The organism is Afipia clevelandensis ATCC 49720 (genome assembly GCF_000336555.1).
Taxonomy (GTDB): Bacteria; Pseudomonadota; Alphaproteobacteria; order Rhizobiales; family Xanthobacteraceae; genus Afipia; species Afipia clevelandensis.
Window position 1 is genome coordinate 3,386,331 of record NZ_KB375281.1, and the last position, 14,710, is coordinate 3,401,040.

The window sequence follows — 14,710 nt, forward strand, 5'->3', positions numbered from 1 at the left end:
ATAACAGCGCGCCTACACGTCCACATTGGCGTCGAGCGAATTGTCCTGGATGAATTCGCGGCGCGGTTCGACAACGTCACCCATCAGCTTGGTGAAGATGTCGTCGGCGGCATCGACTTCCTTGACCTTCACCTGCAGCAGCGAACGGGCGTTGACGTCGAGGGTCGTCTCCCAAAGCTGTTGCGGATTCATTTCGCCGAGGCCTTTGTAGCGCTGATAGGTCACGCCCTTGCGGCCGGCTTCGGTCACCGCCTCGAACAGGCTGACGGGACCGTGGATCGGTGTCTCGGTGTCCTTGCGGCGAAGCACGCTGCTGCGCGGATAGGCCTCCTGCAGCCGTCCGGCATATTCGTCGAGCTTGCGCGCTTCGGCCGACCCGAGCAGCGCGTCATCGATGATCGCGACATCCTTCACGCCGCGCACGGTGCGCTCGAAGAAATAGCCTTCGCCTTCCCGGAAGGCGCCGGTCCAGCCCCGCTCGACTTCATCGGCCAGCGCGTCGAGGCGCTTGGCGATGTAGTCGGCGGCCTGATTGGCGGTGTCGACATTGCCGACCACATGCGGACTGAGCACGCCTGCGATGGCAGCCTGCTCAACCACGGAGCGGTTGTAACGACTGTGCAGGCTGTTCAGAATGCCGCGGATCACGCGGGCATCTTCCACCAGCGCCTGCAGGTCGCGGCCCTTGCGATCCTCGCCGGACGACAGCTTCAGGACGCAGTCATCGAGACCTGTGTCGATCAGGTAATCTTCCATCGCGCGCTCGTCCTTGAGGTACTGCTCGGACTTGCCTCGCGTCACCTTGAACAGCGGCGGTTGCGCGATATAGAGAAAGCCGCCTTCGATCAGGGCCGGCATTTGCCGGAAGAAGAACGTCAGCAGCAGCGTGCGAATATGCGCGCCGTCGACGTCGGCGTCGGTCATGATGATGATCTTGTGATAGCGCAGCTTGGAGATGTCGAAGTCGTCACGGCCGATGCCGGTGCCGAGCGCGGTGATCAGCGTGCCCACCTGTTCGGACGACAGCATCTTGTCGAACCGCGCGCGCTCCACGTTGAGGATTTTTCCGCGCAGCGGCAGGACGGCCTGGAACTCCCGGTTGCGGCCCTGCTTGGCGGAGCCGCCTGCGGAATCGCCCTCGACGATGAACAGTTCGGACTTCGCGGGGTCGCGTTCCTGACAGTCCGCGAGCTTGCCGGGGAGGGAGGCGATATCCAGCGCGCCCTTGCGGCGGGTGAGTTCACGCGCCTTGCGCGCAGCCTCGCGCGCGGCGGCTGCTTCCACCACCTTGCCGACAATTGTCTTGGCCTCGGAGGGATGTTCCTCGAACCACGCCGCGAGCGCCTCGTTGAGCACGTTCTCGACCACGGGCCGCACTTCCGAGGACACCAGCTTGTCCTTGGTCTGCGACGAGAACTTCGGGTCCGGCACCTTCACCGAGAGAACAGCGGTCAGGCCTTCGCGGCAATCGTCGCCGGTCAGCGCGATCTTTTCCTTTTTCGCCATGGCATCGGCATAGCCGGTGACCTGTCGCGTCAGCGCGCCGCGGAAGCCCGCCAGATGGGTACCGCCGTCACGCTGCGGGATGTTGTTGGTGAAGCAGAGCACGTTCTCGTGGTAGCTGTCGTTCCACCACATCGCGACTTCGACACTGATGCCGTTCTGCTCCGCGCGCATCACGATCGGGGTCGGCACCACCGGCTTCTTGTTGCGGTCGAGGTATTTGACGAATTCCTCGACGCCGCCCTCATAGAACAGTTCTTCACGCTTCTCGACGGCATGGCGCATGTCGGACAGCGTGATGTTGACGCCGGAATTAAGGAACGCGAGCTCGCGCAGGCGATGCTCCAGCGTGGCAAAATCGTATTCGATGTTCTTGAAGGTGTCAGAGGAGGCGAGAAACGTGACTTCCGTGCCGCGCTTGCCCTCGGGCGCGTCGCCGACGACTTTGAGCGGCGCAACGGAATCGCCGTGCGCGAACGCGATGTAGTGTTCCTTGCCGGCGCGCCAGATGCGCAGTTCGAGCTTGCTCGACAGCGCGTTGACCACCGAGACGCCGACGCCGTGCAGGCCGCCCGAGACCTTGTAGGAATTCTGGTCGAACTTTCCGCCGGCATGAAGCTGGGTCATGATGACCTCGGCGGCGGAGATGCCTTCGCCCTTGTGGATGTCGGTCGGAATGCCGCGGCCGTCATCGCGCACGGTGACCGAGTTGTCGGGATTGAGGATCACTTCGACGCGCGTGGCATGGCCCGCAAGCGCCTCGTCGATGGCGTTGTCGACGACTTCGTACACCATGTGATGCAGGCCGGAGCCGTCATCGGTGTCGCCGATATACATGCCCGGACGCTTGCGAACGGCGTCGAGACCTTTCAGCACGCGGATCGATTCAGCGCCGTATTCTGCACCCGGATTCGCGACAGGTTCGGCGCTGGTTTGCCGGGCTGGTTCGGTCATGAGAAGCCTTCAGAGATGGATCGGCGGAACGATCGGACAGGGCTGCGAAAAACGCGCCTTCATAAACCGATTTGTGCCACGAAATCAGTTGGGCGCATAGGGCAAAGTAGTGCCCTGCAAGCTATTGAATAGATGGGATTATTCGGCTGTTTTTCAAGGCCCTGAAAAGGCGTTTTCGGGGCTGTGGAAAAGCCTGATTCGCGGCTCGCTTGCGGACCTGTTGAGGGACCGATTTCGCCCCTCGTTCGCGGCTTACGCCCGCCGGGAAATCTGGCCGCCCTCGACATTGAAGACATCGGCCTGCGGCCCGACGCTCGCAAAGGCGGCCGGGTCCGCGCCGGTCATCCAGACCTGCGCGCCGAGCCTCGCGAGTTCATCGAACAGCGCCGCGCGGCGGCCGGGATCGAGATGCGCCACCACTTCATCGAGCAACAGCAGCGGCGTGATGCTGGTCATCTCGGCGACCAGATTGGCATGGGCCAGCACGAGGCCGATCAGCAGAGCCTTCTGCTCGCCGGTGGAGGCATCGCGCGCGGGCATGTTCTTTGGCGCGTAGACCACTTGAAGGTCGGTCAGATGCGGGCCGTTCAGCGTGCGTCCGGCGGTGGCATCTTTCGCGCGGCTTTCGCGCAGCATGTCGCGGTAACGATCCTCGACCGCGGTGGCGGTCTCGGTGAGCAGCGCGTTTTCCATCCAGCCGTCGAGGGAAATGAATGCCGACGGAAAAGCCGACGCACTGCCGCGCGCAGCCAGCATCGCTGAAAGCCGCTGCAAGGTCTGGCCGCGCTGCGCAGCCACGGCGACGGCGAGTTCCGCTGTTTCGCGCTCGATGGCGTCGCACCAGTGGGCGTCGAAGTTGCGGTCTTCCAAAAGGCGATTGCGTGAACGCAGGGAACGGTCCAGCGCCGAGACGCGGCTGGAATGTTCGGAGTCGATCGCGAGCACGAGACGGTCGAAGAAGCGCCGTCGCTCGGAGGCAGCCCCCATGAACAGGCTGTCCATCGCCGGGGTCAGCCACACCAGGCGCAGGTGATCGCCAAACGCTGTTGCGGAGGTCGCCGGCTCGCGGTCGATGCGCACGCGGCGGGAGGATGTTGCGCCGTCAGCGCGCGGTGCGTCGATGCCGGTGCCGAGCGTCGCGAGGCCATACGCGCCTTCCACTTCAGCGGACACCGCCCACGACCCGTCGCCCTGAATGTCGGCGACATCATCCAGCGTTGCCCGGCGCAGACCGCGGCCGGGCGAGAGAAACGAGATGGCCTCGAGGCAGTTGGTTTTCCCGGCGCCGTTGGGGCCGACCAGCACCACGATATTCCCGTGCGTCTCCACGCTCGCCGCGCGATAGCTGCGGAAGTGCGTCAGGCTGAGACGGAGAATGCGGGAGACGGTCATGTAACTGCGAAGGGTCTTTTTCCCTCTCCCCTTGTGGGAGAGGGTGGCGAGGGTCGAAGACCCGAGCCGGGTGAGGGGTTATTCACCGCGATCCGCCAAGTTGGCAAGAATATCTTCAAGCACGGAGGACGGCTTTTGCAGGACGTCATTGTTCCAATAGCGCAGGATTCTGAAGCCCTCAGCAGCTAATGCGGCGTCTCTCGCTGGATCGTTTGCAGATGATGCATGCTGCCTGCCATCGATTTCGATAGCGAGGCGCTTTTCGAAGCAGACAAAATCAAGAATGTAATTTTGGAAGGGAGCCTGTCGGCGAAATTTGAAGTGAGCCAATTGTCGATGACGCAGCAGTCGCCACATCACGGCTTCCGCGTCTGTCGGTTCGCGCCGCATGCGTTTCGCAAAGCTGCGGATGGCTTTTGCGATTGGACGATGATGCGGTTCTTGTGTCATCGAACCCCTCACCCGCCCTCGCTTCGCTCGGGCACCCTCTCCCGCAAGGGGAGAGGGGAAATCCGGCAATCGTGCTCAACCTGAACTACACCCGCATCGGCATCAGGACGTAAAGCGCGCCCTTGTGGTCCTTGTCCTGCACCAGGGTCGGGGAGCCGGGATCGGCGAGGCGCAGCACCGCGACTTCGCCCTCGATCTGCGCGGCGATGTCGAGCAGGTAGCGCGAGTTGAAGCCGATATCGAGCGGATCGGCGGCATACTCGACTTCGAGTTCTTCCGTCGCGCTGCCGGAATCCGGATTGGTCACCGACAGCACCAGCTTGCCGGCGGACAGCGCCAGTTTCACCGCGCGGCCGCGCTCGGAGGAAATCGTGGAGACGCGGTCGACGGCGGCCTCGAAATCCTTCTTGTCGACGATCAGTTCCTTGTCGTTGTTCTGAGGGATCACACGCCCGTAATCGGGGAAGGTGCCGTCGATCAGCTTCGAGGTCAGCACCACGTCGCCGAGGGTGAAGCGGATCTTGCCCTGCGACAGCTCGATCTTGAGTTCCGCTTCGGCGTCCTCGATCAGGCGCTGCACTTCGCCGACGGTCTTGCGCGGCACGATCACGCCCGGCATGCCCTCGGCACTCTTCGGCAGCGGCAGATCGACCTGCGCCAGGCGGTGACCGTCGGTCGCGACCGCGCGCAGCGTCGCCGCCTTCGCGGCGCCTGCGGCATGCAGATAGATGCCGTTGAGATAGTAGCGGGTCTCTTCCGTCGAGATCGCGAACTGGGTGCGGTCGATCAGCCGCTTCATGTCGGCGGCCGTGAGCGTGAAGGCGTGGGTCATGTCGCCGGCGGCGAGATCCGGAAAATCGCTCTCCGGCAGGGTCTGCAGGGTGAAGCGCGAGCGTCCGGCGCGAATGGCCAGCACCGAGCGGTCGCCGTCGCCCTCGAGCACGATTTGCGAGCCATCGGGCAGCTTGCGCACGATGTCATAAAACATGTGCGCCGGAACCGTGGTCGAGCCGCCGGTGGCCGTCTCCGCCGCGAGCGTTTCGGTCACTTCCAGGTCGAGGTCGGTCGCCTTCAGGCTGAGGCGCGACTTGTCGGCGCGGATCAGCACGTTGCCCAGGATCGGGATCGTGTTGCGCCGTTCGACCACGCGATGAACGTGGCTCAGTGATTTGAGGAGTTGCGCACGCTCGACGGTAACCTTCATGACAAATCCGCCCGATCCCGTTCTTTGCTTAAATCAAGTCGATAACTTGATTGGAGATGCCGGGCGGCCGGACAGCGCACCGCGGCGATTGGACCCGCGGACCGGACAAACGAGGATTTCGCCGTACCCCACGGGGCCGGTAAGGTGACGCGAATGCGCTGGAAATTCAAGGCCAAGGCCGCGATCCGGCGGCCTTGTCCCTCGCTATCTCCAGCGATTCCGGGAAAATGCCCTTTAAAGTCTCACTCCTGAAGCTGGCGCTTCAACAGTTCGACCTCGTCGGACAGGGTCATGTCCTTGGAGACCAGCGACTCGATCTTGCGGACGGCATGCAGGACGGTGGTGTGGTCGCGGCCGCCGAACCGGCGCCCGATTTCGGGCAGCGAGCGCAGGGTCAGCGTCTTGGCCAGATACATCGCGACCTGACGCGGACGGACCACATTGGCGGTGCGGCGCGAGGACAGCAGGTCCGAGCGGCTGACGTTGTACTGCCGCGCGACGACACGCTGGATGTCCTCGATCTTGACCCGCTTCGGCTCCATCGGACGGACCAGATCGCGCACTTCGCGCTCGGCCATTTCCAGCGTCACCGCGGTGGCATTGAGCTTGGAATGGGCCAGCAGGCGGTTGATCGCGCCTTCGAGATCGCGGCCGTTATGGGTGATGGTCTTGGCGAGATATTCGAGCACCGGCATCGGCACGTCGAACGTGGCGTGATGGGCCTTGGCGGCAGAGACGCGGGATTTCAGAATTTCCAGCCGCAGCTCTTCGCCGAGCGAGCCCATCTCGACCACAAGACCGCCGGCGAGACGCGAGCGCACGCGGTCGTCGAGGCTTTCCAGATCGGACGGCGGCCGGTCGGCGGCGATCACGACCTGACGGCCCGCGTCGATCAGCGCGTTCAGCGTGTGGCAGAACTCGGACTGGGTCGATTTGCCCTGCAGGAATTGCAGGTCGTCGATCACCAGCACGTCGATGCCGCGCAGTGCCTCCTTAAAGGCCAGCGCCGTCTGCGATTTCAGCGCGGCGACGAAGCCGTACATGAATTTCTCGGCGGTCAGATACAGCACCTTGCGCTCGGGATTCGAGTTCCCGGCCCACGTCACCGCCTGCAGCAGGTGGGTTTTGCCAAGGCCGACCCCGGCATGGATGTAGAGCGGATTGAACATCACGCTGTCGCCGCGTCGGCCTTCGGCCACCTGACGGGCGGCGGCATGGGCGAGGGTATTCGAGCGGCCCATGACAAAGGTCGCAAATGTCAGGCGCGGATCGAGCGGCGAGCCGCCGAGCGCGTCGTGGCTGGCGGACACCGGCGCGGTCGCAGTGTTGCGCAGTTCAGGCGCTGGACGGTTCGCGTGAATGTCGGCGCGAAGGTCGTTCTGGGGCGCCTTGATATCCTTCACCGGCGCGACGCTGCGCAGCGCGGTCCGCACCGAGATGTCGATGCGCTTGATGCCCGGATCTTCAGACTGCCAGCAAGTGAGCACCCGGTCGGAATAGTGCGCTTGAATCCAGCTCTTCAGGAACTTGGTCGGCACCGTCATGTAGACGCAATCGTCATGGATGCGCTCGAGGTCCATGCGCGCAAACCAGCTTGTGTAGAAATCTTCGCCGACCGTGGTCCGCAGCCGTCCCTTGAAGCGCGCCCATTGATCGCGCTCGACGTCTGCGAGTTCAAGATTTGCCGAGGTGGTTTCTGCCGAGATTGTCATTTGAGGTCTGATCTTCTGGTTGCGTGTGGCCGGCGCTCCAGGCGCCGTGAAAATGGATGAAGCTGCCCGCGGACATGCGCTGCTCCCGGCCTCGTCAGACGCTCCGCCAATCGGCGTTCGATCGCCGTGGGGAAGACTGGTCTGGTTCGGTGAGAGTGCGCGTGTCGCGCTAGCGCGTACTGTGATGAATGGGTGGACTACAGGGGACAGCGGCCGCATTCACTGAAACAACATCGCGGATATCCGCTGCAAGGTTGCTCTGCCGGCTCTGGCTGCTGGACATAGAAATTCCCCCTCCTGCCGCGAGTCATTTCGCGGCAAGTTGTTGTCGCCTTGATCTGTTCTGTTCTTTAGTTTCGTCCGATCCGCTGACTGACCGGAACGCCAACCCGTCGTATCGCCTGCCCGTCCAACCCTGTCCCATGGCTTTCAAGGCGTGGCGGATGTTTCCTCTGCGCGCTTTCTCGCTTGTTGTCCGGGACCGGATTAGACCGGACCCGGTGGAGAAATTTTCGCGCAAGGGACCGGCCTCATAAATGAATATGAGTTCGGATCGAACCATCGCTTGGAAAGCATCACTAGCTTGCCGACTGCTACCGACTTGCAAGCCCGCCCAAGGTTCTCAAACCGCGCTGATCAGAAGAGCCGTGGGCGACGTGACGGAATAAGAAATACACGAGGCATCGGCGCTCGCAACGAAATTGATTTCGCTTGGCGTGCTTAACGCGCGCCTCGTGTGCGAAGCGAAACGCGCGCGGCTTGATGACGAAACAGCAAGGTTTTGAATCTGTGCGGAGATTCGAAAAGTCGGACAACTGTCACAAATCGGACGATCGTCGAAACTTCCTTCATAAATAATTTAAGATTCGTCAGGCGCGACCGGCGTTTTTCAAGTGCTGTTGTGCGCTATGCCGATAAGGCCTTCGCCAAACGTGTTTTTTTGTGATCGGCAGAACAGGGTAACCCCGTCGCGGTTTTCGCGATCACGCGCGGACGCACTTGCAATTCTGGAAACATCGGATTCACGGCGGCGCATTGTTCTGGCGCGACGCCGCCGCTGCGTTTCAGGGAGACGCGCGTCGATGAAAGTCAGAAGCGTCAGCGAACAAACGTGCGCTGGAAACAAAAAGCCCGGCGTGAGCCGGGCTTTGATCGATCTGTCTTTTTCGGATCGCGTGTCGCGGGAACTTATTTCGCGAGCTTGGCGATCTGATGCGTCAGACGCGACACCTTCCGGCTCGCGGTGTTCTTGTGAACGATGTTGCGCTGCGCTGCCTTCATCAGTTCGGGTTCGGCCTTCTTCAACGCTTCAAGAGCGGCGGTGTGATCGCCCTTCTTGATCGCTTCCTCGACATTGCGGACCGAACCGCGCATCTGGGTGCGGCGCGACTTGTTGACGATCGTGCGGCGGGCGATCTTGCGCGTCGCTTTCTTGGCAGAAGTGGTATTGGCCATGGTCTCTCGGTTTCTCTCGGTCGGTCGTTCTGCGGCCGGACAATTCCGCCATCAGAGCAATCGGTATCGACCGTTCGGCCGATGCTGGTGAAAATCGGGTGTCGCTGAAAATGTTCTTGTCCGAGAGCCTGCCTAGAAACAACACGCTCTCAAAGAACATCGGCGGCAGGATTGCGCCCGCCGCCAGTTGCGGGTTCTTATAGGGATACTGGCTTGCACCGTCAACGATTTCCGGGCCTGTTTTGGGCCCGAAGGGCGGTTTCAGGCCCTCGCCGGGACCGGCGAAGTGATTGAAATATAGGGGTTGAAGGATGATCCGGGGGTTTTTTCGTCTGATCGGGCTGTTTCTTTTGGTGATCGGCTTCCTGTCGCTGGTTTACGACGGGGCCCGGACCATTGCTGACCAGACCCTGCGGATCACCCGGCTGGGGGAGCTCTGGAACGATATCAATCAGGCCAGCCAGCAGTCCTTTCAGGCCATGGTCGAGGGCGTTTCGCCGCTGCTCTGGAACAGCGTGATGAAGCTGCTGCTCAACCAGCCCGCCTGGGCGGTGCTCGGCATTCTCGGCATCGTGCTGATGCTGTTGTTCCGGCCGAGCAAGCCGCTGATCGGCTACTCGCGCAATTGATGGGCGGCTGTTCGCGCAGCGGATGGATTCCGCAGACTGGATGGCGCGGATTTCAAGGGGCGATGCCGGACACTTGATGAGCCAAAGACGCGTAACGTCCTGACACCGGCGGCGTACAGGCAAATATATAGAGAGACGCGAACCCAAAGGAGCAAGTCATGTTCTTCTCCCGCAAGCCCCTCGATCTGCCGTCTGCTGCCGATGCCCTGCCGGGCCGCGCGGCGCCGCTGCCGACGGCCAGAACCCATTTCGTCAACGGCCATGCGCTGAAGGGGCCTTATCCGGAAGGCCTTGAGACCGCGATCTTCGGTCTTGGCTGTTTCTGGGGCGCCGAGCGCAAGTTCTGGGAAATGGACGGGGTGTACGTCACCGCGGTCGGCTATGCCGGCGGTGTGACGCCGAACCCGACCTATGAGGAAACCTGCTCGGGCCGCACCGGCCACACCGAAGCGGTGCTGGTGGTGTTCGATCCGAAGAAGGTGTCTTACGAGGCACTGCTCAAGACATTCTGGGAAAGCCATGATCCGACCCAGGGCATGCGTCAGGGCAACGACATCGGCACGCAGTACCGCTCGGCGATCTACACGACGAACGACGCGCAGATGAAGGCGGCGCTGGCCTCCAAGGACGCCTACAACAAGGCGCTTAACGCCAAGCGATACGGGTCGATCACCACCGAGATCAAGCCGGCCGGCGAGTTCTATTTCGCCGAGGACTATCATCAGCAGTATCTGGCGAAGAACCCCGCCGGTTACTGCGGTCTCGGAGGAACCGGCGTGTCTTGCCCGATTGGAGTCGGCGTGAGCGCCTGATTCAACCGCGCTTACCCTTTGTTAACCATAAGTGCCGCAAACCGGGCCTGTCCTCATTCAGGGGACAGGCTTGGGGCGTTTTATGCGTGCGTCGCGCTGGTCGCTGATCGCTGTCGTTCTTACTGCGCTCGCGCTGGCGGGCTGCATGCAGACATCTGCGTCCGTGACCACCGGCTATGCCCCGGTCGATGAGCCGTACCGGCTCGATGCCGGCGACAAGCTGCGCATCGTGGTCTATGGCCAGGAAGGTCTCACCAATACCTATGCGGTGGGCGCCAACGGCGCGATCACCATGCCGCTGATCGGCTCGGTCCCCGCGCGCGGTCTTACACCTGCGCAACTCGCCGCGGCGGTCACCGCTCGTCTGAAGAAGGGCTATTTGCGCGAGCCTTATGTCGCGGCGGAGGTCGAGAGCTATCGGCCGTTCTTTATCCTTGGCGAAGTCGCGGCTCCGGGACAGTATCCCTATGTGCCGAACATGACAGCCGAGAGCGCCGTGGCGATTGCCGGCGGCTTCACCCCGCGCGCGCAGCGTAACGCCATCAAGCTGACGCGGGTGGGCGAAGCAGGTGCCGCGCAGGCGGTGGTGCCGCCGGGCACGTTCCTCAAGCCCGGCGATACGGTCACCGTCGGCGAGCGCTGGTTCTAGTTACTTCAGATTTTTGCCGAAGAAAGCAAGGCTGCGCTGCCAGGCCAGGTCCGAGCTCGCCTTGTCGTAGCTGGCGCGCTCGTCACAGCCGAAACCATGCTGCGCGCCGGGATAGATGAACACTTCGACCTCCGGCCGCTTCGCCTTGATGGCTTCAACGTCGGTGAGCGGAATGCCCGTGTCCTTCTCGCCGAAGTGAAGCTGTGTCGGCACCGTCGGCTTGTCGCTGGCAAAGCGCACGATGGCTCCGCCGTAGTAACCGACAGCGGCACTCAGGCCTTTCAGCTTGGTGGCTGCTGCATAGGCGATGCTGCCGCCGAGGCAAAAGCCGATGATGCCGACCGGGCCGACATCCTTGACGGCGTCGATCGCGGCCTGCGTGTCGCGGAGCATCGCCGGCCAGTCGGGATTGGCGACGAACTTGCGCGCCACCGCCACTTCATCGGGGGAGTAGCCGGACTGGAAATCCGGCTCGATGCGGTCGAAGATCGCGGGTGCGAGCGCGACATAGCCCTCGTTCGCCAGACGGTCGCAGATGTTGCGGATGTGCGAATTGACCCCGAAAATCTCCTGGATCACCACAATCGCGCCTTTCGGCTTTGAAGCCGGGTCGGCGCGATAGGCTCCAAGCCTGAAGCCGTCCGATGCGGTCAGCGTTAAGGTCTGTCCCATGTGGACGTCCTTCCGTGTCACTTGAGATCGGGAAACAGGCTGGCGGGCTAGCGCCACATCCAGTTGCGGCTCCAGTCGGCCTTCCAGCCGGTGAGGCGTCCGCCGCGGAACTGCAGGTAGAGCGGATCGTCGCGGAACGACCATCGCGCGCCGACATTGCGGATCACGACAAAGATTTCATTGCCCGGATTGCCGCTGACATAACTCAGCGGCTGTCCGAGCGCCTCCGCCGCATCGTCCGCGCTCATGCCGAACACCAGCGGCGTGTGGTTGGACAGCGTGGTGGTGAACGGGGAGGGCGGCAACTGCCCTGCGCGCACAGGCGTATGCGCAACAGCGAGGGCGACAAGCGTTGTGAAGGCAAGTAGTTTCATGGCCAAAGTGTTCTTCGGTTTGCCTCCCAAGGCAAGTCCAAGGCAGGCCGGAAGGCTGAAGAAAATCCCGGGGAAGGATCAACTTTTGACGAGTTTGCGGATAGGTGCGGGATCGGCGTGGTGGGGTGACCGCATCGAGCCGGCGAAACTCAACGCCGACAAGGGCGATCTCGATTATCTCTGTTTCGAGACCATGGCGGAGGCGACCGTGTCCGCCGCGCAGGTGCGCAAGCGCCGCGATCCGTCATTTCCGGGATATGACACCTATCTCGACGACCGCATGAAGGCGGTGCTGCCGGGCTGTCTCAAGCGCGGCACGAAGATCATCAGCAATCAGGGCTGGATCAATCCGGACGGCGCGGCGCAGCGCATTGTCGAATTGCTGCGCGACCATGGCGCACGCGGGAAGAAGGTCGCCGCCGTTTCCGGCAGTCTCATCACAGGCCGTATCGCGAAGCTCGGCGGCACCATTCTGGAAAATGGCGCGCCGGTGAGTTCCATCGCGCCTGAGATCATTTCGGCAGAAGCCTATCTCGGCGCGGAGCCGATTGTCGAAGCCCTGCGTCACGGCGCGGACATCGTCATCACCGGGCGGGTTGCGGACCCGTCGCTGTTTCTCGCGCCGATGATGCATGAATTCGGCTGGCGCGCGGACGATTATGCCAGGCTCGGCGCAGGCAGCGGCCTCGGGCACCTGCTCGAATGCGGCGCGCAGGTCACCGGCGGTTATTTCGCCGATCCCGGCTTCAAGGATGTGCCGAATCCGTGGGATCTGGCCTTCCCGATTGCCGAGGTTGAGAGCGACGGCAGCGCCGTGATTGCGAAGGTCGCCGGCACCGGCGGTGCGATCAACGCCATGACGGTGAAGGAGCAGATGCTTTACGAGGTGCACGATCCGGCAAACTATATCACGCCGGATGTGGTGGTGGATTTCACCACGGCAGCGCTCGAACAGGTGGGGCCGGACCGCATGCGGGTCAGCGCCATCGGCGGCAAGCCGCGCACACCGACCCTGAAAGTCTCGATGGGCTGTATGGAAGGTTTCATCGGCGAAGACATATTTTTCTATGCCGGTCCCGGCGCGCTGCGTCGCGCACAGCTTGCAAAGACAATTCTGGAAGAGCGGTTTCGCATTGTGAATCTCAAGGCCGACGATCTGCGTGTCGACTTCCTAGGCCTCAACGCCATTCACGGCGAAGCCACGCCGGCAGACGCGCCGGAGCCTTATGAAGTCGCGGTGCGGGTCGCCGCGCGTTGCAGGACACGCGACGAGGCTTTGAAGGTCGGCCGCGAAATCGACGGCATGGCCGTGTCCGGTGTCGGGATGACCGGCAAGCGGGTGCCGCATCAGGATCGCGCGCGAGAAATCATCGGCGTGTGGTCCACCCTGGTGCCGCGCGAAGCCGTGCCGCCTGTCATCACCTGGTATGAGAGCTGACGCCATGCAAGATATTTTGCGGGTTAAACTGGAACGGGTGGCGCATGTGCGCTCCGGCGACAAGGGCAACACCTCGAACATCGCGGTGATCGCCTACAGCGACGAGTTCTATCCTTTGCTGAAGGCGCAATTGACCGCGGAAAAGTTCAAAGCGTTCTATCGCGGCGCGATCAAGGGCGAGGTCACGCGCTTTGAGGCCGACAATCTGGCGGCGTTGAATTTCGTCGCGGAAGGTGCGCTCGGCGGCGGTGTTTCGCGCAGTCTTAGCCTCGACAACTACGGCAAGGCGCTGTCGGCGGCGATTCTCGGTTTTGAGATCGCGGTGCCGGAGACGTATGCGAATCTGCTGCGCGGCGGATAAACTTCGACCCGCATCGAAACAACGAAAGCCCCGGCGTGGCATTCTTGCCGCGAACAGAAAGCTGACAGCGGCAAATGACCCTTGCAATCGAGACGCCTCCCGCGCGCACCGCGATCAATCTTGCCTTGCTGGTGCTGCTGGCGACGCTGTGGGGCGCGGCCTACACGCTGGTCAAGATCGGCGTCGAGACCATTCCGCCGCTGACCCTGATTTCGGCGCGTACACTCATCGCCGGCAGCATCCTGCTGGCGATCATGCGCCTGCGCGGCATCGCCATGCCCCGCGATCCGGCGGTGTGGAAGCGTTTCATGATCCAGGCCTGCCTCAACAGCGTGATCCCTTTCACGCTGATCGCCTATGCGGAGCGGCATGTCGGGGCGGGTCTTGCGACCATCCTGGGCTCGAATGCGCCGATCTTCGCCTTCCTGCTGGCGCTGCTGTTCGTGCGCCATGAACGTCCGACCCCGCGCCAGTCATTCGGCGTGGCGGCAGGTCTTGCCGGTATCTGCCTCGTTGTCGGTGTCGATGCCCTGAACGGATTGGGACAGGACGTTGTCGCGCAGCTTGCGCTGGTGCTCTCCGCCGTGCTGTTCGGTGCCGCAGCGCTGTTCGGGCGAAACTTCAACGGGCTGGATTCGATGGTGCCTGCCGCCGGGTCGATGATCTGCGGCGCGATCATCCTGACGCCGCTCAGTCTGATCGTCGATCGGCCATGGACACTGACCCCGTCGGCAGCGTCCGTCGCGGCGCTGATCGCGCTCGCGGTGTTCTCGACCGCGCTGGCCTTTGTGATCTATTTCCGCCTGATCCAGACCTTGGGATCGGTCGGTACCACCGCCCAAGCCTATCTGCGTGTGCCGCTCGGCGTCGGTCTCGGTGTGGTGTTTCTCGGCGAAACGCTTTCGCCGACGGTCTGGATTGGTCTGGTGTGCGTGGTGGCCGGAATTGCCGCAATGACGATCCCGGCGCGAAAGGCAACGCCGCGCGCGTGATTTCCGCGACGCACAATGTTGTCGCTGCGCTGCGCACGGATCTTATTTTATTTTGACCAATTCTAATTTTGTTGCCAGCGGTTGCAAACGCGACCATGCTCCGCAAGCTCGCT

At 62.6% G+C, this 14,710-nt stretch carries 14 protein-coding genes; 6 read left to right on the top strand and 8 right to left on the bottom strand.

Annotation, left to right across the window (positions count from 1 at the left end):
- Positions 1-12: 12 nt before the first annotated feature.
- The 6 genes from gyrB to rpsT all read right to left on the bottom strand — a co-directional run bounded on the left by gyrB (position 13) and on the right by rpsT (position 8,670).
- Positions 13-2,457 (bottom strand): DNA topoisomerase (ATP-hydrolyzing) subunit B, encoded by a 2,445-nt coding sequence (gene gyrB, locus HMPREF9696_RS16200; RefSeq protein WP_002714120.1) that lies wholly within the window; start codon positions 2,455-2,457, stop codon positions 13-15.
- A gap of 252 nt (positions 2,458-2,709) precedes the next feature.
- Positions 2,710-3,849: a DNA replication/repair protein RecF gene (recF, locus tag HMPREF9696_RS16205; protein WP_002714121.1), complete on the bottom strand. Its 1,140-nt coding sequence runs from the start codon at positions 3,847-3,849 to the stop codon at positions 2,710-2,712.
- Between the two features lie 78 nt (positions 3,850-3,927).
- Positions 3,928-4,299, bottom strand: coding sequence for an endonuclease domain-containing protein (locus tag HMPREF9696_RS16210; protein ID WP_040301528.1), 372 nt, complete (start codon positions 4,297-4,299; stop codon positions 3,928-3,930).
- A gap of 85 nt (positions 4,300-4,384) precedes the next feature.
- The gene (gene dnaN / locus HMPREF9696_RS16215; RefSeq protein ID WP_002714122.1) at positions 4,385-5,503 is read right to left on the bottom strand and encodes a DNA polymerase III subunit beta; all 1,119 of its coding nucleotides are present in this window, start codon (positions 5,501-5,503) and stop codon (positions 4,385-4,387) included.
- Positions 5,504-5,745: 242 nt separating this feature from the next.
- Positions 5,746-7,215, bottom strand: coding sequence for a chromosomal replication initiator protein DnaA (dnaA, locus tag HMPREF9696_RS16220; protein WP_002714123.1), 1,470 nt, complete (start codon positions 7,213-7,215; stop codon positions 5,746-5,748).
- 1,188 nt (positions 7,216-8,403) lie between these two features.
- Positions 8,404-8,670 (bottom strand): 30S ribosomal protein S20, encoded by a 267-nt coding sequence (rpsT, locus tag HMPREF9696_RS16225; RefSeq protein ID WP_002714124.1) that lies wholly within the window; start codon positions 8,668-8,670, stop codon positions 8,404-8,406.
- Between the two features lie 311 nt (positions 8,671-8,981).
- Between rpsT and HMPREF9696_RS16230 the strand changes: the two genes are divergently transcribed.
- From HMPREF9696_RS16230 to HMPREF9696_RS16240, 3 genes are all read left to right on the top strand, one after another.
- Entirely contained in the window at positions 8,982-9,299 is a 318-nt protein-coding gene (locus tag HMPREF9696_RS16230; RefSeq protein WP_002714125.1) for a hypothetical protein, read from the top strand.
- Between the two features lie 158 nt (positions 9,300-9,457).
- Positions 9,458-10,111, top strand: a complete 654-nt coding sequence (msrA, locus tag HMPREF9696_RS16235; RefSeq protein ID WP_002714126.1) for a peptide-methionine (S)-S-oxide reductase MsrA — start codon at positions 9,458-9,460, stop codon at positions 10,109-10,111.
- 82 nt (positions 10,112-10,193) lie between these two features.
- Entirely contained in the window at positions 10,194-10,760 is a 567-nt protein-coding gene (locus HMPREF9696_RS16240; protein ID WP_002714127.1) for a polysaccharide biosynthesis/export family protein, read from the top strand.
- Here HMPREF9696_RS16240 and HMPREF9696_RS16245 read toward each other — a convergent pair whose 3' ends face one another.
- Positions 10,761-11,432 carry a dienelactone hydrolase family protein gene (locus HMPREF9696_RS16245; protein ID WP_002714128.1) on the bottom strand — a complete coding sequence of 224 codons (672 nt, stop codon included), beginning with the start codon at positions 11,430-11,432 and terminating at the stop codon, positions 10,761-10,763.
- Between the two features lie 47 nt (positions 11,433-11,479).
- On the bottom strand, positions 11,480-11,806 hold the full coding sequence (locus HMPREF9696_RS16250; protein WP_002714129.1) for a hypothetical protein: 327 nt from the start codon (positions 11,804-11,806) through the stop codon (positions 11,480-11,482).
- Here HMPREF9696_RS16250 and HMPREF9696_RS16255 point away from each other — a divergent pair.
- From HMPREF9696_RS16255 to HMPREF9696_RS16265, 3 genes are all read left to right on the top strand, one after another.
- Positions 11,805-13,244 carry an acyclic terpene utilization AtuA family protein gene (locus tag HMPREF9696_RS16255; RefSeq protein WP_245259236.1) on the top strand — a complete coding sequence of 480 codons (1,440 nt, stop codon included), beginning with the start codon at positions 11,805-11,807 and terminating at the stop codon, positions 13,242-13,244. The two genes, HMPREF9696_RS16250 and HMPREF9696_RS16255, sit on opposite strands and share 2 nt — an antisense overlap.
- Before the next feature lie 4 nt (positions 13,245-13,248).
- On the top strand, positions 13,249-13,605 hold the full coding sequence (locus tag HMPREF9696_RS16260; protein ID WP_002714131.1) for an AtuA-related protein: 357 nt from the start codon (positions 13,249-13,251) through the stop codon (positions 13,603-13,605).
- Between the two features lie 74 nt (positions 13,606-13,679).
- Positions 13,680-14,597, top strand: coding sequence for a DMT family transporter (locus HMPREF9696_RS16265; protein ID WP_002714132.1), 918 nt, complete (start codon positions 13,680-13,682; stop codon positions 14,595-14,597).
- Positions 14,598-14,710 lie beyond the last annotated feature (113 nt).

Excerpts from the sequence above, each read along its gene's own strand:
- gyrB (WP_002714120.1), bottom strand. The coding sequence starts at position 2,457 with ATGACCGAACCAGCCCGGCAAACCAGCGCCGAACCTGTCGCGAATCCG.
- recF (WP_002714121.1), bottom strand. The coding sequence starts at position 3,849 with ATGACCGTCTCCCGCATTCTCCGTCTCAGCCTGACGCACTTCCGCAGC.
- HMPREF9696_RS16210 (WP_040301528.1), bottom strand. The coding sequence starts at position 4,299 with ATGACACAAGAACCGCATCATCGTCCAATCGCAAAAGCCATCCGCAGC.
- dnaN (WP_002714122.1), bottom strand. The coding sequence starts at position 5,503 with ATGAAGGTTACCGTCGAGCGTGCGCAACTCCTCAAATCACTGAGCCAC.
- dnaA (WP_002714123.1), bottom strand. The coding sequence starts at position 7,215 with ATGACAATCTCGGCAGAAACCACCTCGGCAAATCTTGAACTCGCAGAC.
- rpsT (WP_002714124.1), bottom strand. The coding sequence starts at position 8,670 with ATGGCCAATACCACTTCTGCCAAGAAAGCGACGCGCAAGATCGCCCGC.
- HMPREF9696_RS16230 (WP_002714125.1), top strand. The coding sequence starts at position 8,982 with ATGATCCGGGGGTTTTTTCGTCTGATCGGGCTGTTTCTTTTGGTGATC.
- msrA (WP_002714126.1), top strand. The coding sequence starts at position 9,458 with ATGTTCTTCTCCCGCAAGCCCCTCGATCTGCCGTCTGCTGCCGATGCC.
- HMPREF9696_RS16240 (WP_002714127.1), top strand. The coding sequence starts at position 10,194 with ATGCGTGCGTCGCGCTGGTCGCTGATCGCTGTCGTTCTTACTGCGCTC.
- HMPREF9696_RS16245 (WP_002714128.1), bottom strand. The coding sequence starts at position 11,432 with ATGGGACAGACCTTAACGCTGACCGCATCGGACGGCTTCAGGCTTGGA.
- HMPREF9696_RS16255 (WP_245259236.1), top strand. The coding sequence starts at position 11,805 with ATGGCCAAAGTGTTCTTCGGTTTGCCTCCCAAGGCAAGTCCAAGGCAG.
- HMPREF9696_RS16250 (WP_002714129.1), bottom strand. The coding sequence starts at position 11,806 with ATGAAACTACTTGCCTTCACAACGCTTGTCGCCCTCGCTGTTGCGCAT.
- HMPREF9696_RS16260 (WP_002714131.1), top strand. The coding sequence starts at position 13,249 with ATGCAAGATATTTTGCGGGTTAAACTGGAACGGGTGGCGCATGTGCGC.
- HMPREF9696_RS16265 (WP_002714132.1), top strand. The coding sequence starts at position 13,680 with ATGACCCTTGCAATCGAGACGCCTCCCGCGCGCACCGCGATCAATCTT.